The 23,140-nt window shown below is 56.7% G+C and carries 24 protein-coding genes; 6 read left to right on the top strand and 18 right to left on the bottom strand.

All coding sequences use genetic code 11. The features are described from left to right. Positions 1-94: 94 nt before the first annotated feature. The 6 genes from K325_RS0117245 (at position 95) to K325_RS0117270 (ending at position 7,956) form a co-directional block, all read left to right on the top strand. Positions 95-1,702: a carboxyl transferase domain-containing protein gene (locus K325_RS0117245; RefSeq protein WP_029655506.1), complete on the top strand. Its 1,608-nt coding sequence runs from the start codon at positions 95-97 to the stop codon at positions 1,700-1,702. Between the two features lie 12 nt (positions 1,703-1,714). Beyond that, complete coding sequence (locus K325_RS0117250; protein ID WP_029655507.1) at positions 1,715-2,521, top strand: enoyl-CoA hydratase-related protein; 807 nt, start codon at positions 1,715-1,717, stop codon at positions 2,519-2,521. Then, entirely contained in the window at positions 2,521-4,509 is a 1,989-nt protein-coding gene (locus K325_RS0117255) for an acetyl/propionyl/methylcrotonyl-CoA carboxylase subunit alpha (protein WP_029655508.1), read from the top strand. The genes K325_RS0117250 and K325_RS0117255 overlap by 1 nt, the downstream gene beginning before the upstream one ends. After that, complete coding sequence (locus K325_RS0117260; protein ID WP_029655509.1) at positions 4,509-5,417, top strand: hydroxymethylglutaryl-CoA lyase; 909 nt, start codon at positions 4,509-4,511, stop codon at positions 5,415-5,417. The genes K325_RS0117255 and K325_RS0117260 overlap by 1 nt, the downstream gene beginning before the upstream one ends. A gap of 40 nt (positions 5,418-5,457) precedes the next feature. Continuing rightward, complete coding sequence (locus K325_RS0117265; RefSeq protein WP_029655510.1) at positions 5,458-7,146, top strand: AMP-binding protein; 1,689 nt, start codon at positions 5,458-5,460, stop codon at positions 7,144-7,146. 147 nt (positions 7,147-7,293) lie between these two features. Then, complete coding sequence (locus K325_RS0117270) at positions 7,294-7,956, top strand: HAD family hydrolase (RefSeq protein WP_029655511.1); 663 nt, start codon at positions 7,294-7,296, stop codon at positions 7,954-7,956. 66 nt (positions 7,957-8,022) lie between these two features. Here the strand turns inward: K325_RS0117270 and K325_RS0117275 are convergent, their stop codons facing one another. The 18 genes from K325_RS0117275 to K325_RS18645 form a co-directional block, all read right to left on the bottom strand. Then, complete coding sequence (locus tag K325_RS0117275; RefSeq protein ID WP_029655512.1) at positions 8,023-8,928, bottom strand: EamA family transporter; 906 nt, start codon at positions 8,926-8,928, stop codon at positions 8,023-8,025. 19 nt (positions 8,929-8,947) lie between these two features. After that, a complete protein-coding gene (locus K325_RS0117280; RefSeq protein ID WP_029655513.1) occupies positions 8,948-10,678 on the bottom strand; it encodes a putative 2-aminoethylphosphonate ABC transporter permease subunit in 1,731 nt (576 codons plus the stop codon). Between the two features lie 47 nt (positions 10,679-10,725). Continuing rightward, the gene (locus K325_RS0117285) at positions 10,726-11,796 is read right to left on the bottom strand and encodes a putative 2-aminoethylphosphonate ABC transporter ATP-binding protein (protein ID WP_029655514.1); all 1,071 of its coding nucleotides are present in this window, start codon (positions 11,794-11,796) and stop codon (positions 10,726-10,728) included. 90 nt (positions 11,797-11,886) lie between these two features. Next, the gene (locus K325_RS0117290; RefSeq protein ID WP_029655515.1) at positions 11,887-12,900 is read right to left on the bottom strand and encodes a putative 2-aminoethylphosphonate ABC transporter substrate-binding protein; all 1,014 of its coding nucleotides are present in this window, start codon (positions 12,898-12,900) and stop codon (positions 11,887-11,889) included. 125 nt (positions 12,901-13,025) lie between these two features. After that, the gene (gene phnX, locus K325_RS0117295; protein ID WP_029655516.1) at positions 13,026-13,853 is read right to left on the bottom strand and encodes a phosphonoacetaldehyde hydrolase; all 828 of its coding nucleotides are present in this window, start codon (positions 13,851-13,853) and stop codon (positions 13,026-13,028) included. 20 nt (positions 13,854-13,873) lie between these two features. Further along, on the bottom strand, positions 13,874-15,025 hold the full coding sequence (locus K325_RS0117300; protein ID WP_029655517.1) for a 2-aminoethylphosphonate--pyruvate transaminase: 1,152 nt from the start codon (positions 15,023-15,025) through the stop codon (positions 13,874-13,876). Positions 15,026-15,042: 17 nt separating this feature from the next. Further along, the gene (locus tag K325_RS0117305; RefSeq protein WP_029655518.1) at positions 15,043-16,275 is read right to left on the bottom strand and encodes an NAD(P)/FAD-dependent oxidoreductase; all 1,233 of its coding nucleotides are present in this window, start codon (positions 16,273-16,275) and stop codon (positions 15,043-15,045) included. A gap of 97 nt (positions 16,276-16,372) precedes the next feature. Beyond that, positions 16,373-17,101, bottom strand: a complete 729-nt coding sequence (locus tag K325_RS0117310; protein WP_029655519.1) for a UTRA domain-containing protein — start codon at positions 17,099-17,101, stop codon at positions 16,373-16,375. Positions 17,102-17,147: 46 nt separating this feature from the next. Further along, positions 17,148-17,426 carry a hypothetical protein gene (locus tag K325_RS0117315; protein ID WP_156836625.1) on the bottom strand — a complete coding sequence of 93 codons (279 nt, stop codon included), beginning with the start codon at positions 17,424-17,426 and terminating at the stop codon, positions 17,148-17,150. Between the two features lie 5 nt (positions 17,427-17,431). Continuing rightward, on the bottom strand, positions 17,432-17,932 hold the full coding sequence (locus tag K325_RS0117320; protein ID WP_228128483.1) for a DMP19 family protein: 501 nt from the start codon (positions 17,930-17,932) through the stop codon (positions 17,432-17,434). A gap of 178 nt (positions 17,933-18,110) precedes the next feature. Beyond that, positions 18,111-18,932, bottom strand: coding sequence for a 3-methyl-2-oxobutanoate hydroxymethyltransferase (gene panB, locus K325_RS0117325; protein ID WP_029655522.1), 822 nt, complete (start codon positions 18,930-18,932; stop codon positions 18,111-18,113). A gap of 78 nt (positions 18,933-19,010) precedes the next feature. Next, positions 19,011-19,388, bottom strand: a complete 378-nt coding sequence (locus K325_RS0117330; protein WP_051146707.1) for a hypothetical protein — start codon at positions 19,386-19,388, stop codon at positions 19,011-19,013. 46 nt (positions 19,389-19,434) lie between these two features. Further along, a complete protein-coding gene (locus K325_RS0117335; protein ID WP_029655524.1) occupies positions 19,435-19,890 on the bottom strand; it encodes a hypothetical protein in 456 nt (151 codons plus the stop codon). 122 nt (positions 19,891-20,012) lie between these two features. Then, the gene (locus tag K325_RS0117340; RefSeq protein WP_029655525.1) at positions 20,013-20,546 is read right to left on the bottom strand and encodes a GNAT family N-acetyltransferase; all 534 of its coding nucleotides are present in this window, start codon (positions 20,544-20,546) and stop codon (positions 20,013-20,015) included. Positions 20,547-20,703: 157 nt separating this feature from the next. After that, positions 20,704-21,099 carry a hypothetical protein gene (locus K325_RS18830; protein WP_051146709.1) on the bottom strand — a complete coding sequence of 132 codons (396 nt, stop codon included), beginning with the start codon at positions 21,097-21,099 and terminating at the stop codon, positions 20,704-20,706. A gap of 117 nt (positions 21,100-21,216) precedes the next feature. Continuing rightward, positions 21,217-21,702, bottom strand: coding sequence for a hypothetical protein (locus tag K325_RS18640; protein ID WP_156836626.1), 486 nt, complete (start codon positions 21,700-21,702; stop codon positions 21,217-21,219). A gap of 227 nt (positions 21,703-21,929) precedes the next feature. Further along, a complete protein-coding gene (locus tag K325_RS0117355; RefSeq protein WP_036193773.1) occupies positions 21,930-22,379 on the bottom strand; it encodes an Imm26 family immunity protein in 450 nt (149 codons plus the stop codon). A 400-nt stretch (positions 22,380-22,779) separates the two neighbouring features. After that, a complete protein-coding gene (locus K325_RS18645) occupies positions 22,780-23,130 on the bottom strand; it encodes a hypothetical protein (protein ID WP_156836627.1) in 351 nt (116 codons plus the stop codon). Between the last annotated feature and the right edge of the window lie 10 nt (positions 23,131-23,140).

The raw sequence follows: 23,140 nt of genomic DNA on the forward strand, positions 1-23,140 counted from the left end.
GCCACAGTCAAGCGCACAGGGATGTGCTCGTAGCGTCTCCCAGAAAGAACACCCCGCCAGACCCGGACGCCCCCAAACCGAGGGATACGAACCAATGACCGTGCTCCAAAGCAAAATCAACCCAAGGTCCGACGAATTCCAGGCCAACCATCAGGCCATGCAACAAGCCGTCGCCGACCTCCGGGAAAAAGTCGAAAAGATCCATCAGGGCGGCGGCCCTGACTACCAGAAGCGCCACACCGACCGAGGCAAACTGCTGCCGCGCGAGCGCATCAACACCCTCATCGACGAAGGCTCCCCCTTCCTCGAAATCGGCCAGTTCGCCGCCTACAACGTGTATAAAGAAGCAGTCCCCGCCGCAGGCGCCATCGCCGGCATCGGCCGCGTCTCCGGCACGGAATGCATGATCATCGCCAACGACGCCACCGTGAAAGGCGGCACCTACTTCCCCCTGACCGTGAAAAAGCACCTGCGGGCCCAGGAGATCGCCATGGCCAACCGCCTGCCATGCATCTACCTGGTGGATTCCGGGGGCGCCAACCTGCCCCAACAGGATGAAGTCTTCCCGGACCGAGATCATTTCGGACGCATCTTCTACAACCAGGCCCGCATGTCCGCCGACGACATCCCACAGATTGCCGTCGTCATGGGCCTGTGTACCGCCGGGGGCGCCTACGTTCCCGCCATGGCCGACGAATCCATCATCGTCCGCAACCAGGGCACCATCTTCCTGGCCGGCCCGCCGCTGGTAAAAGCCGCCACCGGTGAAGTGGTCAGCGCCGAAGACCTGGGGGGTGCCGACGTGCACTGCAAAACCTCCGGGGTAGCCGACCACTACGCCGAGAACGACGCTCACGCGCTCGAAATCGCCCGCCGCTGCGTAGCCAACCTCAACCGCCGAAAACCCGTACCGGTGGAGGTCCAGAAACCCCGGGCTCCGCTGTACGATCAGGAAGAAATCTACGGCATTGTCGGCACCGACCTACGCAAGCAATTTGACGCCCGCGACGTCATCGCCCGCATAGTCGACGGCTCCGAATTCGACGAATTCAAGCGTTACTACGGCGCCACCCTGGTGACCGGGTTCGCCCACATTCACGGCTACCCGGTTGGCATCATTGCCAACAACGGCATCCTGTTCAGCGAATCCGCCCAGAAAGGCGCGCACTTCATTGAACTGTGCTGCCAGCGCAACATCCCGCTGCTCTTCCTGCAGAACATCACCGGCTTCATGGTCGGCCAGAAGTACGAAGCCGAAGGCATCGCAAAACACGGCGCCAAAATGGTGATGGCCGTGGCCTGCGCCAACGTGCCCAAGATTACCGTGCTGATTGGCGGTAGCTACGGCGCCGGCAACTACGGCATGTGTGGCCGCGCCTACAGCCCCGACTTCCTGTGGATGTGGCCCAACGCCCGCATCTCCGTGATGGGCGGCGAACAGGCCGCCGGCGTACTGGCTCAGGTACGCCGCGAAGGTCTGGAACGCAAAGGCCAGAGCTGGAGTGCCGAGGAAGAAGCCGAGTTCAAAAAGCCCATTACTGAGACCTACGAACATCAGGGCCACCCTTACTACGCCAGCGCCCGCCTGTGGGATGACGGCGTGATCGACCCGGCCCAGACCCGGGAAGTGGTTGCCCTGAGCCTGTCTGCCACCCTCAACCGACCCGCCAGGCCAACGCGCTTCGGCGTGTTCCGCATGTAAAGGAGCGCAGCCATGACACAGCAACACTCGGCCGTTCTGCTGCACCAACGAGACACTGGCGTCTCGGAAATCGTGCTGAACCGCCCCGATAAACGCAACGCCTTCGACGACGTCGTTATCCAGCAGCTCATACAGGCCCTGGAACACGTGGACCGGGACGAGCAAACGCAGATCGTCATCCTCCGCTCAGAGGGCAAGCACTTTTCCGCCGGTGCCGACCTGGGCTGGATGCGCCGTATGGCGGACAACACCCGCCAGGAAAACCTGGACGACTCCCGGGAGCTGGCCCGGCTGATGAACACCCTGAACCACCTGTCCAAACCCGTGATTGGCCTGGTGCAGGGAGCTGCCTTCGGCGGTGCGGTCGGCCTCGCCGCCTGCTGCGACATCGTGCTGGCCACCGAGAAAGCCAGTTTTTGCCTGAGTGAAGTGAAGCTCGGCCTGATTCCAGCCGTGATCAGCCCCTACGTGGTTCGCGCCATTGGTGAACGCCAGGCAAGACGCTACTTCCTGACGGCCGAACTCTTCAGCGCGCAGGAGGCTCAGCACTATGGGCTGGTTCATATCGTCTGCGAAGACGAACAAGCCATGCACCGGCGTTGCGACGAACTGCTGCTGCAACTCGCGCTAAACGGGCCCGAAGCCATGAAAGCAGCGAAAGATCTGGTCTTTGCCGTCAGCCAAAAAAACATCACCACCGAGGTGATTGACGATACCGCTCAGCGCATCGCCGATATTCGCGTAGGCGAGGAAGGCCAGGAAGGGCTCAGCGCTTTCCTGAACAAACGAAAGGCCAGTTGGATTCCGGAGACACAATAATGTTTAACAAGATCCTGATAGCCAACCGGGGCGAAATCGCCTGCCGGATCATCCAGACGGCCCATCGAATGGGCATCCGCTGCGTGGCGGTCTATTCCGAAGCCGACGCCAACGCCCGGCACGTGGCCATGGCCGATGAGGCCTTCTACATCGGCCCCGCCCCCAGCTCCGAGAGCTACCTGCGGGCCGACAAGATTATCGAGATTGCCAAAGAAAGCGGCGCCCAGGCCATCCATCCGGGCTACGGCTTCCTGTCTGAAAACACCGACTTTGCCGAAGCCTGCGAGGCCAACGGCATTGTCTTTATCGGCCCGCCCTCGTCGGCCATTGCCGCCATGGGCTCCAAGTCCGCCGCAAAGGCCATCATGGAAGACGCCGGTGTCCCCCTGGTGCCCGGCTACCACGGTAAAGACCAGTCACCGGACCTGCTGCGCGCGGAAGCCGAAAAATGCGGTTTCCCGCTGCTGCTGAAAGCCGTTGCCGGTGGTGGCGGTAAAGGTATGCGTGTGGTCGAGAACATGGCCGAATTTGACGACGCCCTGGCCGCCGCCCAGCGCGAGGCGAAAAACGCGTTCGGCAACCCCGACATGCTGATCGAGCGCTACCTGACCCAGCCACGCCATGTGGAAATTCAGGTGTTCTGCGATCAGTCCGGCAATGGCATCTATCTGGCCGAGCGCGACTGTTCCGTGCAACGCCGACACCAGAAAGTGCTGGAAGAAGCACCCGCCCCCGGACTCAGCGAAGACACCCGTAAAGCCATGGGCGAAGCCGCTGTGCGGGCGGCCCAGGCCATCAACTACGTGGGCGCCGGCACCGTCGAGTTTCTGTACGACGTGGACGGTTCGTTCTTCTTCATGGAAATGAACACCCGCCTGCAGGTAGAGCACCCGGTCACCGAAATGGTCACCGGCCAGGATCTGGTGGAATGGCAACTGAAAGTGGCCTGGGGCGAGCCCCTGCCGCTGACTCAGGATCAGGTAAAGACCCGAGGCCACGCTATCGAAGCACGTATCTACGCTGAAGATCCGGATCAGGACTTTCTGCCAGCCACCGGCACCCTGCGTTACCTGAGCACTCCGGATGAATCCGCCCACGTTCGGGTAGACACCGGCGTGACCGAAGGCGATGAGATCAGCATCCACTACGACCCGATGATCGCCAAACTGATTGTCTGGGACGACACCCGGGAACAGGCGGTCAACCGCATGGTTCAGGCCCTGGAGCACTACCGCATTGCCGGGCTGAAAACCAACATCCGGTTCCTGCACGCGGCGGTGGATGCGCAGCCATTTCGTGAAGCCGAACTGACCACCAACTTCATTGCCTCCCACCACAACCTGTTGTTCCCGAAATCCAGACTGGATCTGGACAAGGCGTTGGTGCTTGCGGCCGGTTTTATCCTCGAACAACGGAAATCGGCGGAACCGGTTACCGCCGATCCCTGGTCGCCGTTCGGCCGCAAGAACAGCTGGCGCATGAACTCCGAATACGCCCAGCCCCTCACGCTACAGGTGGGCGACGGCCAGCATGAACTCAAAATCCTGGAGCGGGATGACCGGTATCAGGTATTCGTGGGCGGCAGCGTGTACCACCTGAACGCCAAACTCAATGACGATTACCTGCAGGCCGTGATCAATGGCCACCGACTGAGCGTGCACGGCAACCTTCACAACGAGGAACTGGTGCTCTTCTACGAGGGCGACACTTTCAAGTGCACCGTGTACCGGGAAACCTACGGGTTTGAGGAAATGGCCAGCGAAGGCAGCCTGGCGGCGCCCATGAACGGCTCAGTGGTGGCGATTCAGGCCAAGGTGGGCGACACGGTAACGGCCGGGCAGACGCTGGTGATTATGGAAGCCATGAAAATGGAACACGCCATCAAGGCACCCGCCGATGGTGTGGTTTCAGAGATTTTCTACGCCGAAGGAGACCAGGTCGCCGAGGGTGCGGAACTCATCGCCATCGACACCGGGGAGGCAGAATAATGGCCTTTCCCAAGCAGGTTCGGTTGGTGGAAATGAGCCCGAGGGACGGGCTCCAGAACGAACCCGGCGATGTTATTGCCACTGAGATCAAAACCGGCCTGATCGACCGGTTGGCCGATTGCGGGCTCAGCCACATTGAGGCCGCCAGCTTCGTGTCACCAAAATGGGTGCCGCAAATGGGCGACGCAACCGATGTGATGGCCGGCATCACCCGCAAGCCCGGCGTTCGTTACTCCGCTCTAACCCCTAACCTGAAAGGGTTCGAGGGCGCCCTGGCCGCCGGGGCCGACGAAGTGGCGGTGTTCGGCGCAGCATCGGAGTCTTTCACCAGAAAGAACATCAACTGCACGATTGCCGAAAGCCTGGAACGCTTTGCACCGGTGGTCGAGGAAGCCCGCAAACACGGCATCCCCGTGCGAGGTTACGTCTCCACCGTGATGGGTTGCCCCTATGAGGGCGATATCGAACCGGCACAGGTCGCCTACGTGGCCAAGGCTTTGTACGACATGGGCTGCCATGAAATCTCCCTGGGCGACACCATCGGCGTGGGCACGCCCCTGAAAGCCAGGCGCATGCTGGAAGCCGTGGCCGCCCATGTGCCCATGGACAAGCTGGCGGCGCATTTTCACGACACCTATGGCCAGGCCCTGGCGAATCTGTACGCGGTGCTGGAAGAAGGCATCGGCGTGATTGACGCCTCGGTAGCCGGCCTTGGAGGTTGCCCTTACGCCAAAGGCGCCTCCGGCAACGTGGCCACCGAAGACGTGCTATACCTGCTAAACGGCCTGGGCATCGATACCGGCGTGGATCTGAACAAACTGGTGGCAACCGGCGAATGGATCTGCGCGCAACTGAAACGTCATAACGGCTCTAAAGTGGGCCAGGCACTCGGGGGCCTGTGCCAGTAACTTTCCAGCCCTCAACTACAAAAACAATGGAGGCAGAGACATGAGCAAGACTCTCCCAAGTTACACCAGTGGTATCGCAGAAAAGCCACTGCGGGGCATGACCATCGGCGATATGCTGGACCGCACCGCCCAACAGTTTCCCGACAACGAGGCTCTGGTGTGCCTGCACCAGGACATTCGCTGGACTTACCAAGAGTTCGTCGACAAAGTGAACGAGGCGGCCCGGGCCTTCATGGCTATTGGCGTCAAACGCGGTGACCGCGTGGGCATCTGGTCACCCAACCGCTACGAATGGACCGTCACTCAGTTCGCCACCGCAAAGGTGGGCGCCATTCTGGTGAATATCAACCCGGCCTATGGCGTGCATGAACTGAATTACGCCATGAACCTCGCCGGCATCAGTGTGCTGGTTACCGCCGACAGCTTCAAAACCTCCAACTACCGGGACATGATTTACGAGCTGGCTCCGGAATTGAAGCGCAGTGCCCCGGGTAAACTCAAAGTCGACAACGCGCCCGATCTTCGGGCGGTCATCAACCTCCACCCTGACAAACACGACGGCATGTGGACCTGGCAGGATTTCCTCGGCTTTGCCAGCGACGTATCAGAAGCCGAACTCGCCAGGCGCCAGGATGAGCTGCAGTTCGACGACCCCATCAATATCCAGTTTACCTCCGGTACCACCGGCAACCCGAAAGGCGCCACCCTCACCCACCACAACATCCTGAACAACGGGTATTTTGTTGGTGAAAGCCAGCGCCTGACCGAGAACGACCGGCTGGTGATTCCGGTGCCGCTGTACCACTGCTTTGGCATGGTAATGGGCAACCTCGGCTGCATCACCCATGGCACCGCCATGATTTACCCGAGTGAGGGCTTTGATCCAAAGACCGTACTTCAGGCGGTCCACCAGGAAAAAGCCACGGCCTTGTACGGTGTGCCTACCATGTTCATCGCCGAACTGGCCGACCCGGAGTTTGACAGCTACGACCTCTCCACCCTGCGCACCGGCATCATGGCGGGCTCCATCTGCCCGGCCGAAGTCATGAAGAAGGTCAACGGAAAAATGCACATGAAGGAAGTGCAGATTGCCTACGGCATGACCGAAACCAGCCCGGTTTCCACCCAAACCAGTTCCCTCGACCCATTCGAAAAGCAGGTCACCACGGTGGGTCGCACCCAGCCGCATCTGGAAACCAAGATTGTCGACCCGGGCACCGGAAACGTGATGCCACGAGGTGAGATTGGCGAACTGTGTACCCGTGGCTACAGCGTGATGCTGAAGTACTGGAACAACGAGGAAAAAACCCGCGAAGCCATCGACGATGCAGGCTGGATGCACACCGGCGACCTGGCGACCATGGACGAGGATGGTTACATCCAGATTGTCGGCCGAATCAAGGACATGGTAATCCGGGGTGGAGAGAACATTTACCCGAAAGAGATTGAAGAGTTCCTCTATACCCACCCCGCCATCGAAGAGGTGCAGGTAACCGGCATTCCGGACGAAAAATACGGTGAAGAGCTGATTGCCTGGGTGAAACTTCGCCCCGATGCAGACCCGGTAACCGCAGAGGACCTGCAGGTCTTCTGCAAGGGCAAGATTGCCCACTTCAAGATTCCCAGAAACTACAAATTCGTGGATGCCTTCCCCATGACCGTGACCGGGAAAATCCAGAAGTTCAAAATGCGGGAGATCTCGATAGAAGAAATGGGCCTGAAAAACTGACCCGGCCAGCCATAGCATGACCATAGAAACCCGGCTTACGCCGGGTTTTTTCATTCACCAACCAGCACCCAGCTCCGGCCAATACCTTTCGTCATACAACCGTAACACCCTTGCCCCACAATCTGGTCTATACCAAAGGAGTGTAACATGCTTGCAGTATTTGACCTGGATGAAACCCTGATTCATGGCGATAGTTCTCACCTGTTCACCGCGTTTCTGCGACAGGAAGCTATCGATACAGACCCCGAGGCAATGGAGCAGGATCGGGCTTTTCTGTCCGATTATCAGGCCGGAAAACTGGACCTTCAGGCCTATATGGAGTTCAGCCTGGCGCCATTGCGCGGCTGGCAAAGGGAGCGGCTTGATGCGCTCGTCGGTAAGTTCGTGAATGACATCATCGCCCCAAGGGTGCTTCCCACCGGCAAAGAGCGTGTTGCGTGGCATAGAGCCCAGGGCCACCGCTTGCTGATTATTTCCGCCACAGGCGAACACCTCGTCGCCCCCATTGCGCGCTATCTGGGCCTTGAAGACGGGATTGGCGTTCAGGTGGAATGGCAGAATAACAGCCTCACAGGCCGTATCGGCGCCCGCCGTCCGTTTCGGGAGGGTAAGATCAGCGCCCTTGATGAATGGCTGGAGGCCCAGGCTTTTCAACCGGAAAAAACCTGGTTCTACTCGGACTCACACAACGACCTGCCGCTGTTGAACACAGTGGACTACCCCGTTGCCATCAACCCGGATGCGCGCCTTCACGAGCACGCTCAACACCACGGCTGGCGTATTCTTAACGACGCGCTCCGGCCATCATGACCCTCAGATTCCTGAACGCGGCGCGCGCCTGCATGGGGTCTGCCCCCTACAGGCGCCAACGGCCACTCATCCCAGAACGACCAGCAGAAGCCCCACGAGGATCGTCAGAACACCCAGAATTTTCGGGGCATGGATTGTCTCACCCAGAAAGTACCATCCCAGCGCCACGCTGATGGGAATGCTGATCTGGCGAAAAGCCACCACGTAACTGACGTCATCGGCGTAGGCCATGGCCCATACCACCAGCGCGTAGGTCCCCAGGATCAGCACGCCGGCCGCCATGGTGCTGCGCCACTTCGACACCAGCTCCCGCAGCAGTCTTCGTTCCGTCTTTTGCAACAGAAGACCAACGCTGAGCCACGCCAGGGCAGACCATGCCTGAAGAATAACGAACACCAGTGCCACCTCGGCATCCAGAGACTGCCCGGCGAGCAGGCCCCGCATCTGCGCCGTGGCGTTATCGTCCACGATCGAATAACCGGCGGTACTGGCGGCGGCCAGAAGCGCAAACAAAGTGGCAAGATTACGGTAATTGGCCAGCCGGAAATCCCGGAATTTCTGCATTGGCAGGATTACGCAGCCGGCGACAATCAGAACAATGCCCGCAACCGCTGCGCCAGTGATGGCGTCTGCGGTTCCCAGAAACAGGGCACCCACCAGTAAAATCAGCAAGGGCGATGAACGTGCCAGGGGGTACACCACCGACAGCTCACCATGACGATAAGCAGCAGCCAGACAGCTGAGGTAAGTCGCCTGGAAAAAGCCCGTCAAAACCACAAGCCACCAGACCCCGGAATCCAATTGGGACAAAAGCCGGTGCTGGTATACCAGCACCGGCACGGTCAGCAGTACCCCCCACAAGGTACTGTGCCAAAAGAAAGCCCCGCTGGGGCTCACTTTCTTGCCAAACAGGTTCCAGCCAGCGTGAGCCAAGGCTGAAACCAGTACGATCACAATGGCAGCGGCGGTCATAATGCGTCCGGCCGGCGGCTCACTCTGTGCCCTGCCGCCAGGCCCGGGTTGAACGATCTACCCAGAACCGAAGCACACCCTGCAACAGCTTCGCCCCTGCGCAGGTGACCGTGATCAGGATCGCCATTGCGGCTGCGGGGGCAATATCACCCGCTTCGTCCATGTTCAGGACCGCCACCGATGCCAGCTGGGAATCATGCCCGTACAGGAACACAACCGCCGAGACCGTTGTCATGGCATTCACGAACAGGTACAGGGCAACATCCAGTATGGCCGGCAGACACAGCGGCAAGGTCACGGTAAACAGCACCCGCCACCGGGAAGCCTTCAAAGACTCGCCGACCGCTTCGAACTCTTTATCGAGCTGTTTCAGCGCCGTTACGGCGGTGAGATGAGACACCGCGTAGAAATGAGTCACACTCGACAAAATCAGAATGAACAGTGTGCCGTAGATGAAATTGATCGGGTTGTCGGGGTGGTTAAAGAAGAAAATATAGGACAGCCCCAATACCAGCCCGGGCACCGCCAGCGGCAACAGTGACAAAAGCTGGAACACCCCCGTCAGCAGCCGGGGTTGTGGCGTCCGTTCAACCAGCCAGGCATTGAAGAATACCAGTGCGGTTCCGATCAGCATGGTCCCGAGTGCCATCTGGAGGCTGTTGAGATAGGCACCCCAGCCACCCCCATCCATCCGGCCAAAGTCATAGTTATTCAGGCTCAGGCTTAGATTGTATGGCCAGAACGTGACAAACGAGGCATAGATTGCCATACCAATGATGGCAAAGATGAACACCAGGGTTGGCGTCAGCATCAAAGCACCAACCGCATCTCGCCGACGGTCGTGACTGGGCTTGTAGGGCACCGATCTGGCAGTGAAACTCGCAGATTGTTTACGCTGAACGTAGCGATCGGCCACGAAGGCAAGCATGGCCGGCAACAACAGCAACACGCTGATTACCGCGCCCATTTCAAACTTTTGCTGTCCGATTACCTGCTTGTAGATGTCTGTGGCCAGCACATCAAACTGCCCGCCGATTACTTTGGGCACCCCAAAATCCGTGATCACCAGGGTAAACACCACAAAGGCAGCACTCACCAACCCGTACCGGGCCCCCGGCACCGTGACCGTCCAGAACGTGCGCCAGGGGCTTGCCTTCAGCGCCGTAGCCGCCTCGTAGTGACGCCCGTCGGCGTTATCCATTGCGGTGAGAAGAATCATCAGGGCATGAGGAAAGGTCCAGAAGCACGATCCCAGGATGATGCCAATCGGGCCGTAGATTTCAGCACCGAACAACCAGCTTTTCAGCACACCCTGATTCCCGAACAGGTACACCAGACTGATGGCGGGCAACAGGGACGGCGCCAGAATTGGCAACACCAGGACACCACGAATCCATCCGGTAAAGGGCAGCCGGGTTCGGGTAATCGCCCAGGCCGCCATGAACGCCAGGAACACCACGATCACCGTGCTGAGCCCAGCCACCCAGAGGGAATTGAAGAAGGCCGACTCGATCCCGCCCGAGCTCAGGTAATGGGCGAAGTTATCCAGCCCGACAAATTCGCCGTCTTTGTTCTCTACGCTCTTGGAGAGCAGAGTGTACAACGGGGCAAGCACCAGTAAGCCAAGAACCGCACAGCCGGCAACCAGCAGCAGTGCGAACACCCAGCGCCCGGCAAACCGCTGGCCGAACGCCGACAAGGGTCGGCGGTTGTGTGATGACGGGGTGGAAAGCGCAGGAGAATCAATCATGGAACAGATACCAGGGTCAAACCGGGGAAGTCAGACTTCGCGACCTATCAGGCCGCGAAGCAATGCAGGGCATCGGAGGGCAGATTCAGGCACACACAGGCACCGACCTGAAGCTCAAGCTGGCGAGCGGAACGTGGATCTACGTCTACAACCAGCTCCAGCTCAACCTCGCTCAGGCGAACCCGGGTCCGGATGAAAGCCCCCAGATAATCCATGGACTCCACCTGCCCTTCCCACTCGCCGTCGCCATTGGGTAACAGGTGAACATCTTCCGGGCGAATCGCCAGCTGAACACAACTCTGGTCAGAGGGGAGTGGCCGAACCAGGTCCAGTTCCCGGTTACCAACCCGAACCCGTTGTCCATTCACCGGAGCACTGTCAAAGAAGTTCATGGCGCCAATGAAGGACGCGACAAACGCCGACGCAGGCTGCTGATAGATTTCCAGCGGCGTACCCACTTGTTCAATCACGCCGTTGTTCATAACCACCACGCGATCGGCCATGGCCAGGGCTTCTTCCTGATCGTGGGTGACCATGATGGTCGTCACTCCCAACTGCTTCTGAAGACTTCGGATCTCACTGCGCAGGTGATGGCGGACTTTGGCATCCAGCGCCGACAAGGGTTCATCAAGCAGCAACAAACCGGGGGACGGTGCCAGAGCCCGAGCCAGAGCAACCCGTTGCTGCTGGCCACCCGACAGTTGCGCCGGATATTTCCGGGCGTGATCTTCAAGACCAACCACGGCCAACAGCTCCGATACCCGGCTGGCCACCTGTGGCTTGGGCATGCCGATACTGCGCAGGCCATAAGCCACGTTGTCTGCCACGGTCATGTTCGGAAACAGCGCGTAGGACTGAAAGACAATTCCGAAATCGCGATCCTTGGGCGGTTTACGGGAAATGTCCGTAACACCTTGATGGAGCAGGCCTGCTGTTTGCTGTTCAAGTCCGGCAATGATGCGAAGCAGAGTGGTCTTGCCACATCCGGACGGCCCTAGGAAACACACCAGCTCGCCGGGCTCGATGGTGAGGTTGATTTCTTTCAGTGCACAGAAATCGCCGAAGAACTTGTTTACGCCCCGGATGTCGAGACGGCTTCCCTGAGTTTGCTGGATCATGGTGAATCCCTCTGCTTTACAAAAAATAGGTCTGAGTGCCCTGATGGGCACCCAGTGGAGTTGGTGGGCGAAGCGGCCTCACCAACCGGTTTACTTGGCCTCGGATTTTCCGTCGTAACGGCTGGCCCATTCCGTCAGAATCGCCTCGCGGTTGCTGGCAGCCCAACTGAAATCATTCTCGATGATCAGCGCTTCCGCGTTCTCCGGAAAATGGGCGACAGGCTGTGCCACACCGGGCATGCCTACAATGGCGTATCCTTCGTTGTACATTTCCATCGCCTTACGGGAGATGGACCAGTCAACCAGCGTTTGAGCCGCATCCAGTTTGTCGGTGCCGTTCACAATCGCCGTGGCCTCCACTTCCCAGCCCAGGCCCTCTTCGGGGAAGACCAGCTCCAAAGGTGCGCCTTTCTCTTTCAGGCGGGCACCCCGGAACGCGAAGGAGACGCCGATCGCCGCTTCACCAGAGGCAGCCATCTTGCAGGGCTTGGAGCCCGAATGGGTGTAACGGCTGATGTTCTGGTGCAACCCGTCCATGAACGTCCAGCCTTCGTCCTCACCCATCAGCTGCAACCAGGCCGAGACATCAAGAAAACCGGTTCCTGAGGAGTTCGGGTTAGGCATCACCACGTGGCCTTGGTACACCGGCTTGGTCAGATCCTGCCAACTTTTCGGCATCGGCAGATTATTCTTCTCCGCCTCAATGGTGTTCACACACAGGGCCGCCATCCACGCATCCATCCCAACCCACGATGGCGTTTCGTCGCGGTCACGAAATTTCGGAGACAGCTTGTCCAGCCCTTCAGGTGCGTAGGGTTGCAGCATGCCTTCGTTCTTCAAAAGCAGCAGGCTGGTGCCAGCCAGCCCCCAGACCACATCGGCCTGGGGATTCTCTTTCTCCGCCAGCAGACGCGCCGTGATTACTCCTGTCGAGTCCCTCACCCAATTAATCCGGATGTCCGGATGCTCTTCATTAAACCGCTTGGCATACGTTTTCAGGTCCTCAGCCTCAACCGCCGTGTACACGGTCAGTTCAGTCTGGGCGCTGGCATTCATGGCCATCGTCAATGCAGCCAGGGCAAAGGCTTGCTTCAGGTGTTTCACAGACGTCTCCTTATCTCGTTGTCGGTCGGTCGCAAACTTCTGGTATATACCAAAATTATTACGCCACTTTAGAGTCATTTGATTGCAAATACGTGACAGCAATATGACGCCGCCCCCGACAACACTCAGGGGCACTCGCCCTCAGCCAGACGGCGCTCAATGTCTTCAAGCACTTCTGGCAGATACTCGATGGAATCGATCACGTAATGCGCGCCCGACTTCGCCATTTCCGCGTAGCCACGGGCAAGGATGGCTTCTTTTTCCTCGCACTCCAGTGCGGTGAACTGTTCTTCGCTGAGGCCAACCGCGTTACCGGAGGCCACCACAGCCACAGTCCACATGCCGGCATTCAGGCCTTCTTCGATCCCGGTTGCTGTGTCATCCACTTTCACACACGCCTGAACCGCGCCAACGCCCAGCTCAAGCGCATTCTTCAGGCTCATATGAGGCGCGGGCCGCCCCTGGGGCACTTCCGTTGCCACCACCACGCTTTCCGGCTCGAATCCCTGTCCGGCCAGCCCTGGCAACATGACATTCACCATCTCCCGGCTGTATCCGGTGTTCACGCCCAGCCTGATATCGTGCTCCCGAAGCAGATCACGCAGAGCAATCGCGCCGGGAATCAGCTTCGTACGTTCAGCAATGGCCGCAGTTTGCAACGGAAGAAATGCCTGATAGAGACGGTCAATGTCGTCACTGCCCGGCATCTGGCCGTGGCGGCTTTGCCATTGATTACGGATGCGGGGCATCGTCAGCAGACGGCGGATGTGCTCTCGTTTTTCGGTGCCCATGGGCTCCCTTGCCTCCGCTTCCGAAAGCTCGATGCCCTCGGATTCAAACAGATTCAAAAACGCCTGAATGGGCGCCAGTGATCCGAAATCCACACAGGTACCAGCCAGGTCCATAATGACCGCCTGCAGCGGCCCGGTGTAACGACGGGTGTAGGTGTACATAACAAGTCTCCTTGGAAATATCAGGCGTGTTCGAGGTTATCGGGAGCCGCAGCCGGTGCAGGAACCGGGACAGACAGCCCAAGGTTCTGACAGGCGTCAGAGATGGCCGACACCACGGCATCTATCTGCTCATCGTGAAGCTGGCCAATGCAACCAACCCGGAAACTGTCTGCAACGGTCAGCTTTCCGGGATAGATCAGAAAACCACGTGCTTTGATCGCATCGTAGAAACGGGAAAATTCAAAGTTCGGGCTGTCTGGCGACAGGAAAGTGGTGATAATCGGTGACAACCACTCATCAGCCAGCAGAGTCTGAAAACCAATCTCACGCAGTCCGGCCACGAGGCGGTCCCGGTTACGACGGTAGCGCGCCAGGCGCCCTGCCACACCGCCTTCGGCCTCGTGTTCACGCAGGGCCTGAAGGAAAGCCGCCACCACATGCGTGGGTGGCGTAAAGCGCCACTGGCCGGTTTTTTCCATGTACTGCCATTGAGCGTGCAGATCCAGAGACAGGCTGTGACACTGCCCAGCCGAGGCCGCCAGCAACTCACGCTCGACAATGGCAAACCCGAACCCGGGTACCCCTTCAAAACATTTGTTAGCCGACGACACCAACGCCGCACACGGCAACTCCGCCACATTAACCGGCAGTGCACCAAAGGCACTCATGCTGTCGATGATCAGCCGTTTGCCGGCCTCACGGCACACGTCGGCAATTTCTTCGACCGGGTTGAGAATGCCGGAACTGGTTTCACAATGAACCACCACCACCTGCTCAATTTCCGGCTTGTCCGCCAGTACCCTGGCCACTTCCTCACCCCGTGGCGGATGGTAATCACCTTTGTTAATCGCGAGGTAGGGTCGCCCCAGCGTGTCCAGGATTTTGCCAATGCGCTGCCCATATGCCCCATTCATCAACACCAGCGTCGTACTGGCCGGCGGAATGAGCGTGCCCAGCGTTGCCTCCACCGCAAACGTGCCGCTGCCCTGCATGGGCACACACACGTGACTGCCTTGGCCGCCGGCTACGCGCAGCAAGCGTTCACATACCTCGCCCGTCAAACGATTGAACTCTCCATCCCAAGATCCCCAGTCGTGCAACATGGCCTCTTTAACGGACAGACTGGTGGTCAAAGGACCGGGGGTGAGCAGATACGGGTCTTTCTGAGTCATGAGATTCTCCCTGGGAATTAACCGGTGCGTTTCTGGGCACGAGCCTCAGAGCAAAGGCGAATGAAATTGGAATCGAAGGAATCGATGGCACCGAAACGATCCAGGCGGAACGGTTCCGGCGGCACAAAGGTGGGCTGGCCAGTAACCTGCTCGGCAATAAAGCGGGCGATCCCGCCAGACATGCCAATCCCCGCACCTGAGCAGCCGGTGGCTGCCACAAAGCCATCTACCCCAGGCATGGGCCCCATCAGATAGAAACCATCGGGGGTATAACTGGACACATTGCTGATGTAATGGGCCAGCGGAAGTTCGTCGAGTACCGAAAGCTGGGCGCGCAAGGCTTCATAGCCACTTTCCAGCGCAATTTCTCCGGTGGGATCGGTGTCAAAACGAAACCCTTGAAGGCTGTCCGGCAGGCTTGCGGGATCGGCGACCACTGCCTGGGCATCTCGCAGGCCGAACAACAGCCCGCCCACCTCTGGGCGGGCATAGGAGCCGCTGTCGGGCAAAATGGTCATCGGACCATTGCTGGTAATGCGAGGGTGCTCCGCCGAGATCCAGTAGTGACTGCGAACCGGCGCCATGCCGAGGTGAACACCCACCTGCCGGGCCAGCGCGGTACTCCAGGGGCCGGCAGCATCGATCACAAGGCCTGAGGAAATCGACTCGCCACTCGCCAGACGGACGCCGGAAACCCGAGCCCCCTGAGTCAGCAGCTCCGTGACCGTCTGTTTAAGCAGGAATCGGACACCCTGACGCCGGGCGTCATCGGCATAGGCCATACAGAGCGCGTAGGGGTCGATGTAGCCGTCATCCGGTATCCAGAGGGCGGAAGTGTCGGAGGACAACGACAACCAGGGGGCCAAAGCCATCCCGTCGTCTGCACCCACCGGTTCAGCCACAACGCCAGCCTCCGCAGCGCGTTGAGCCGTCACTTCAAGCTGCTGCTGCCCTTCGGGCCGGGCCGAGACATGCAGGCTACCAACCCTTCGCAGGGGCAATGGCTCGCCCCGGGCTTCGCTGAGTTCGTCAATGGCTCGGAAGGTTTCCATCACCATGTCGGTGAGTGCCCGGTGCGGGCGAACGCGGGTCAGCAACGACGCCGCGTAACTGGTGGTTTGTTCTCCCAGCCCGTGGCGTTCGACAACAACAATGCTGAGATCAGACCCCCGACTGAGGTATCGGGCAATGGCGCATCCGAGTATACCGCCGCCAATAATGACGACATCCGGATGATAAGTTGTGGGCATGATAGCTCCTCGCTCAACTGGTATAGACCAGCTTGACGAAGAACTATGACGTTTTTATGAAAGACGGATGACAGTCTGGCGCATCCGTCTCGAAAAATCAGTCGACGTCGACTTGAATACTCAGGGCATCGTGCAGCCAGAACTCCTCGTCAAGCTCCACAAAACACCCGTCGGCATCCCGGCTGCAACGAGTTACGTAGAGCCCGGCAGTGCCCACCGTCACGCCAATGTCACTGGCCTGCGGATCTACCAGTGCCGTCGGGTACATTTCAATGCGTTTCTGCCGCAGCTCCACATCGTATTTTTCCCGCAGCAGCTTCCACAACGACCGGTTAAAGTCGTAGGTCTCAATGTTCGGTAATCGTTTCGGGTTCAGATAAATGTTTTCAACAAGCACCGGGCGGCCATCAATCAGTCGGCGCCGGCGAAGCAGGACAATAGGATCGCCCACAGACAACCCGGTTTTGGCAGCGAGCCAGGGGCTGACCTCCATCGGCGTGACACCCAGGGTATCGGTTTCCGGAGCCCGTCCCTGAGCCGTGACGTAATCGGAGAAACTGTAGTCGTGGGCCGGCTTGTAAATCAGCCGGGGAGGAGAGACAAACCAGCCCCGGCGATTAGACCGGAACAGCCGCCCTTCTCTTTCCAGCTGGGCCAGCGCAAGGCGCGCAGTCACACGTGTGGTGCCATACTCTTCCGCCAGGATCCTCTCTGAGGGCAGTCGGGTATTTGGCGCCAACGAGCCTTCCTCAATCTGGCTTGCCAACTGATCCCGTACTCTCAAATAAAGAGGCGCCGCGCTTTCCCCGCACTCCCGCTCTTGCATGTTAATGCTCCTGTAACTCGAAAAAACCATCCACGCTAGAAGGTTACTATGACACCGCCATGACAAAGCCCCTATGCCATTGAGTACAACTGAATGCACCCTTCTGCCACAACCGAAGCTTCATTTCCTCCAACTCTCTGATCGCAACCATCGCCGAAGCTGCGAGGTACACAAACGCTGAGATCACCAGGAGAACAATCAGGCCATAGAGGATGCAGACATTAGTGTCTGGTTTGCCCAGTCCGCGAGTTAATAACACGGCAGCAACCAGCATGGCGGTTGTAGAAACCAAACGCTTTATGGCCGAATCAATGGTTTCAAGCACACCTCTCACGGGACCATCCCAGCTGCCTCCGCAAATGCCCGAAGCTTGTCTTCCAGTGCATCCGGGTCTTCATAAAATTGATCATTCAGAGCCTTCAGATTTGGCGGCTCAGCAAACTGATCGAGGGCAGCAAAGCGCTCGGCCCGGTTCCCGGGCACATCGGCTGCACCAAATAACGTGGCTTTGGCCTGACGCAATAACTCAAGGGAATGCGTCGCCCCAAGTTGGATCAGGCCTAGCTCAGCGTGCCGATAGTGCCCGCCAGCGCTGTTATCAAAATACTGATTAAACCCGCCGTTATACACTTCGCCGATGAGCACATTGACCGCGTAGTAAAGTTTTTCGTCATCCGTTAACTGGGAAAAACCACCTTCCCGGTTATAAACCTTATCAACAAGCTCCCGCCAAAGTGCCCGGAACGGGCAGGTTTTGTCCAGCTCACGCTCTCTTCTGTAGTACGCTTTTGCCTGCTCAATATTCTTACGGTTGCCGTTTTTACACGGCATGCACAGGCCTCCGGTGCGTTCAGCGGTACCTGGAAGAATTGCCGCACCGCATTCCGCGCACGGGACTTTCTCATTCATTTTTCATATCCCGGTTCTGCATAACGCCAAAACGGGCAATCCGCTCTGCCCCGGCTGCTGAAAAACAACCGGCTGAAACAGGACGGATCGCTTTTTCAGGTCACTTTTTCAAGCCAAAGCAATGTTCGTCCGACGGGAAATCCCCCGCTCTAACCTCTCTCTCAAACTCCGCAAAGACTTCTTTAATCTGGACACTGAGGTCAACATACTTCTTAGCAAATTTCGGGGTGTAATCTGAGAATAAACCTAGGATATCTTCCGTCACCAGAACCTGCCCGTCACATTCCGGAGAAGCCCCAATGCCAATGGCAGGAATCGCGATGGTTTCCGTCACACGCCTTGCCGCTTTCTCAAAAACCCCCTCAATCAGAACCGAAAACGCGCCCGCAGCTTCAAAGGCCTGCGCTTCCTTTACCAGCAGGCCAACAGCGTCATCATCTCGACCCTGAGCTTTGAACCCTCCAAGCGCGTTGGCATGCTGGGGGCGGAGACCTATGTGCGGCATAACCGGAATTCCCCGGCTGACCAGAAACTCCACCGTTTCAACCAGTTCCAGCCCACCTTCGATCTTCACCGCCTGGGCGCCGGTTTCAGTTAATATGCGTGCAGCGTTCCGGTACGCCAGTTCTTTACTCTCTTGATAAGACCCAAAGGGCATGTCAATAACAACACAGGCCCGTTCAGCGCCACGCACAACGGCGGCACCATGAGCAATCATCATATCCAGAGTGACAGGCAAGGTAGAATCAAACCCGTAAGCCACCATTCCTGTTGAGTCGCCCACAATAATGAGGTCTACATACGGGTCCATAAAGCTCGCCATTGGCTTGGTATAGGCGGTCAGAGAAACAATGCTGCCTTTTCCTTTCATCTGCCGAATATTTGCCGTGGTAATCTTTCGGTTTGACGTATGAGTGCTCATTTCATCTCCTTGTATGGTGCCCGGGGTCCACACCGTGAACGACGGGCCATCCTGATCAGTGCCTGACACAGACACCCGTTAACCGTCGCAGGCCAGAATGTCCAGCTCGCCGTCCACAAAGCCAATGGCGACCCCCTGCGCGCTTCTCAGCACAGCCGCCCCGGGCTCACTGGTCTGAAGATAACGTGAGACCGCAGACCTGATGTTTTCCAGGCACTGCTCCCACGTGTTGCCAGAGTAGGCCAGAGGAATTTCAAGCTGCCTTTGCGCCGGCTCGAACACTTCTTCACAAGCCCAGCCAGGGTCGGCCTCATCAAACTCCGAGGCTCCGATGAGTTCAAGGCCAAAGTGGGAACGGGTTTGGTAGAGGTTAAAGCTGAAGGCCTTCACGTCCGATGGCACTCCGTTCGCCAGGGACTCATTAATCCACTCAAATAAACTCGATTCGAATTCCATGTTTCCTCAGCGGCCAACGAAAGCATGCAGCCACGAAGATCTGGCCTCACTCACTATAAATACGTCCGATTTTTCCATTTAAAAATGGAATCTGAATGGCTTGCTCTTCCGTCCAGGGCGTCAAATAACCAATTGATATCGCGTTGGTACCCAGTTCGCTTTCGCCATGAGCATACTGATGACTCTCATGCACTTCTATTTGCTCTGGGGTTAAAAACGACCATACATTCAAGGCCGTAACCTCTATATCTGGCGGTGCGATATGACACACCCGGATAAACTCAACAACTTTGGGCGCCACCTTCCCGCACCAATCGTCGCTGTGATCCATCAGTTTTGAGAACATCCGCGTTTGCGCCATTGATGGCCCCTCAATGGTGCCATGAACGACAACGTCAAAACTTCCCCCCAACGCTGGAATGATTAAAGACGTTTTCCATACCTTGGTCCTGCCTTTTGACTTGAGAATACCAAAAGGACTTAATTCGACAGATCTATACACACCTTAACCCCTGACGAATGATGCCGCCCTCTGAATCACTTTGGGAAAGGCAGCTAAAAATAGACACTCCACAAACTCAACACTCTCTGAGCTTCTCTTCTGCGGGTGAATTCCAAAACGCACTACACCAATGGGTTATGCAATGCCCAGTCCTCGTTCGTCATTCGATACACTCGCACAGGTCGGTCATGGAATTTCTGGTGTGTGCAGGCTCCGAACCCAATCTTCTCCGTAACCCTAACGGAAGCTGCATGCTCCGGTTCGATGATGACAATAACCGACTCACAGCGTTTTTGGCTGAAAGCGTATCGAAGCACACCTTTGGCAGCTTCTGTCGCAAACCCCTGATGCCAGAACCTGCGCGCCAGGCGGTAACCTAGATTGATCTCTTCAACTCCACCCACCAACTCCGGCCCTACACCACAGAAACCAATAAATTCCCCGGATTCTTTCTCGCAAAATGCCCAGGGCCCGATTCCATGAGAGGCATAGCACCCAAGACACCAATCGATGAACTTTCGGGTGGCGTCTTCATCGCAAACCCCGCGGACAGAAAAACGCATGACTTCTGGGTCGCTGAGCATTGCGGTGAGCACCGGTACGTCCTGATGGGATAACGTTCTTGCAACCAACCTCTCTGTTTCAAACAATTGCACCGATTTCTCCTTGTGCATCTTCACCATGAATCGACACTAATTCCACTTCAAGAGAAAACGCGCCTGATTCGAGCAAGCTATTCATTGCAGATACACCTGCCCCGACATTCCTTCAATAATAGAAAACGATATCGAAGCCGCCATTAGTCAAGATTCCTTAGCACCTGAAGAAAAAATTCACAAACCCCAGGGCGAACCCGCCAACCCACACGAGTATCATCCCCAAAAAGCCCATGATGATAAGGATAGAGCGAGGGAACCAACGTATGCCCCGAGAACGTCGGATGAGGTAAGTAAAAAGCTGTCCGCCAGCGAAGACGCCTGCTGAGACAACAAGCCAACCTATCGCATCGACAAGCGGATCTTTCTGACCGAACCCAGGCGGGCACTGACTCGTCGCGTACGCAGATGAGGAACCCATCAGCAGCGCGGCAATGACCCCGCGATCCTTCACCAGATCAGTCACTGAGAGCTGGCCCGCTGCTTCATAAACCTTCGAGTTCATCCATTGATTGTATGTGGCGAGCCATTCAAAGTGATATTTCAGGCTCATTGGAGTGCCATCGCCTGTCTAACGCCGGTGGTCATAGGCGGCAACGAAACGCAGCGTCGTTGGTGGAAGTCCAGCAGGACGGAGCGCAGCCCAGTACCGGTCAGTGTCACCCACTGGTTAACCATTGCTCGCTGCCCGAAGCCATAAATACAGGAAATGCACCGATGCCATAACCGGAGCGGAAAATATCGCCCATATGGCAACGCCGCCAAAACCAATCATCAAGGCACCAATCGCGGATGCTATCCATCCTGACACCAAAAATACCCACAGTTTTCTTTTCGAAATCATCAACTTGCCTGAATCCAAGGCGACAAAAAGAGCGCCAGCACCAAGAAGGCCTGGGCCACCAAGAATTGTGGCTATGGGAGCCGCCAGTGAACCCGGCGCACCGCTCTCTACGAAAATCATAATCATGACCGGAAATGCCACCAGACTCAGCAACCATATATAGGCGACGGGAGCAAAGCAGACAAATACTTCAATTGTTAGTAATACCCTAGATACTGCTTTCATATTGGTAGTGGTTAACGACGAGCGAAGCGGAGATTTTGGCATCCGGTGCACGGCATGATTATGTACGGGTACGGAACGCTGCGCCATGCCACCTTCGACATTTGGAGCAGTGGCAATTGAAGACCGGGCCTAAACTCCCCTCAACTTCGTAGCTTACAGCTTCACTTGATCAGAACGCAGAATCATTCACGGTCAATTTCCAGGTTGAAATTGACTTGACTTGCAACATTATTCCAACCTTCTGAGGCCATACTTCTCCCACTTCACGCTTTTGTTTAGCGGCGTGTGTATGCGCCGGCTACTTTGGCTTTTTATTAGTTCTCGACAAAGTGTTTCTCCGCCAATAGGAGAATAACCTTCAAGCCGTAAGTCAAACGCCGGCTATATTTTTCATATTCTTCTTTTGGCAAGGGCCCCAAATTCTTGAAGCCCAGGATAAGATTTCCGGCTTCGAATTGTGGCAATGGTTTTAAACCGTCATCCCCTAATGGTTTAAAGCCAATAACCTCACCACCAACATGACCAATTGAATTTATATGCATAACGCCTTGTTCAATAATCGGGCAATTATGGATATCTTCAGCCGTGGGTTTCGCTCTCCCTGTCCAATCATGTAATCCGACAAGAATACTTTTAGTTTTCCTACCACTCTTCTTCTCGATTTCAAGAAGACGCCCACAGGCAAACCAGCCATTACTTAGTGGAATGTAGTAGAAGTCCCCTTCTCTAATTTCTGACGGTTTCTTTGGCGTAATTGGATACATGCAATGACTCATAAATATCCGGATTTTCGGCGCGCCTCTTCGAGGCACCATTGTTAGCAGGTGCGGTCAAAAAAATATAAAGCTATATATTAAGCGGCGCCCATCGCGCTAATAGATGCGTAGAGTTGACGAGAGGCATTCTCAAAATCGAACTACACGCAGAAGTGAGCAATCCCAAGGATAATAGCTGCAACGAGGACAAGAAAAACTACCCGCTTTCGCCATCTAGAGATATCTTCATTCAACAACGCTTGCCGGATGTGGTGGAATCGAATGGCTACTCCCTCCGTGGGTCACTCGGATTTCTAATGCCCGCAAGCACAGGCGAGCGAAAAATGAGCGAGTCCAGCACAGCTTGCTGTGTGGTTGTGCCTTGCTTTGTTATACGAGAGGGCAACGATCACTTTACCGGTTTAGTTCCAATTGTTGGAGAGTACATATCTTTTGGGTATTTTATATGGCCATAAACTAGAAATGGAACTACCCCTCCTAAAGCAACACCGTAGTGCACCCAAGTATTCGGTTCAGAAAACTCTAAAAATACCCACACTAGAAAAAAGTAACCCATAAAGATAGCGAAGAATAACTTGGATGAATTACTAGAAAAAATCCATTCTTCATTCATTAGAGTGTCTTGAATATTTTTTCCACACTTAGGGCAGAGAAATCCAATTTTGTAGCCTTCCTTGTACCCATCAATAGCCTCGGTTACAGGAAATTCTTCTTTACAGTAGCAGCATTGATAATTCATAAGACCGTAT

It is taken from the genome of Marinobacter daepoensis DSM 16072, from assembly GCF_000421165.1.
Classification (GTDB): Bacteria; Pseudomonadota; Gammaproteobacteria; order Pseudomonadales; family Oleiphilaceae; genus Marinobacter; species Marinobacter daepoensis.

What these genes read in the sequence shown, in the direction of transcription:
- K325_RS0117245 (WP_029655506.1), top strand. Translation starts at nt 95, where the DNA reads ATGACCGTGCTCCAAAGCAAAATCAACCCAAGGTCCGACGAATTCCAG.
- K325_RS0117250 (WP_029655507.1), top strand. Translation starts at nt 1,715, where the DNA reads ATGACACAGCAACACTCGGCCGTTCTGCTGCACCAACGAGACACTGGC.
- K325_RS0117255 (WP_029655508.1), top strand. Translation starts at nt 2,521, where the DNA reads ATGTTTAACAAGATCCTGATAGCCAACCGGGGCGAAATCGCCTGCCGG.
- K325_RS0117260 (WP_029655509.1), top strand. Translation starts at nt 4,509, where the DNA reads ATGGCCTTTCCCAAGCAGGTTCGGTTGGTGGAAATGAGCCCGAGGGAC.
- K325_RS0117265 (WP_029655510.1), top strand. Translation starts at nt 5,458, where the DNA reads ATGAGCAAGACTCTCCCAAGTTACACCAGTGGTATCGCAGAAAAGCCA.
- K325_RS0117270 (WP_029655511.1), top strand. Translation starts at nt 7,294, where the DNA reads ATGCTTGCAGTATTTGACCTGGATGAAACCCTGATTCATGGCGATAGT.
- K325_RS0117275 (WP_029655512.1), bottom strand. Translation starts at nt 8,928, where the DNA reads ATGACCGCCGCTGCCATTGTGATCGTACTGGTTTCAGCCTTGGCTCAC.
- K325_RS0117280 (WP_029655513.1), bottom strand. Translation starts at nt 10,678, where the DNA reads ATGATTGATTCTCCTGCGCTTTCCACCCCGTCATCACACAACCGCCGA.
- K325_RS0117285 (WP_029655514.1), bottom strand. Translation starts at nt 11,796, where the DNA reads ATGATCCAGCAAACTCAGGGAAGCCGTCTCGACATCCGGGGCGTAAAC.
- phnX (WP_029655516.1), bottom strand. Translation starts at nt 13,853, where the DNA reads ATGTACACCTACACCCGTCGTTACACCGGGCCGCTGCAGGCGGTCATT.
- K325_RS0117300 (WP_029655517.1), bottom strand. Translation starts at nt 15,025, where the DNA reads ATGACTCAGAAAGACCCGTATCTGCTCACCCCCGGTCCTTTGACCACC.
- K325_RS0117305 (WP_029655518.1), bottom strand. Translation starts at nt 16,275, where the DNA reads ATGCCCACAACTTATCATCCGGATGTCGTCATTATTGGCGGCGGTATA.
- K325_RS0117310 (WP_029655519.1), bottom strand. Translation starts at nt 17,101, where the DNA reads ATGCAAGAGCGGGAGTGCGGGGAAAGCGCGGCGCCTCTTTATTTGAGA.
- K325_RS0117320 (WP_228128483.1), bottom strand. Translation starts at nt 17,932, where the DNA reads ATGCCGTGTAAAAACGGCAACCGTAAGAATATTGAGCAGGCAAAAGCG.
- panB (WP_029655522.1), bottom strand. Translation starts at nt 18,932, where the DNA reads ATGAGCACTCATACGTCAAACCGAAAGATTACCACGGCAAATATTCGG.
- K325_RS0117330 (WP_051146707.1), bottom strand. Translation starts at nt 19,388, where the DNA reads ATGGAATTCGAATCGAGTTTATTTGAGTGGATTAATGAGTCCCTGGCG.
- K325_RS18830 (WP_051146709.1), bottom strand. Translation starts at nt 21,099, where the DNA reads ATGAGCCTGAAATATCACTTTGAATGGCTCGCCACATACAATCAATGG.
- K325_RS18640 (WP_156836626.1), bottom strand. Translation starts at nt 21,702, where the DNA reads ATGGCGCAGCGTTCCGTACCCGTACATAATCATGCCGTGCACCGGATG.
- K325_RS0117355 (WP_036193773.1), bottom strand. Translation starts at nt 22,379, where the DNA reads ATGTATCCAATTACGCCAAAGAAACCGTCAGAAATTAGAGAAGGGGAC.
- K325_RS18645 (WP_156836627.1), bottom strand. Translation starts at nt 23,130, where the DNA reads ATGAATTATCAATGCTGCTACTGTAAAGAAGAATTTCCTGTAACCGAG.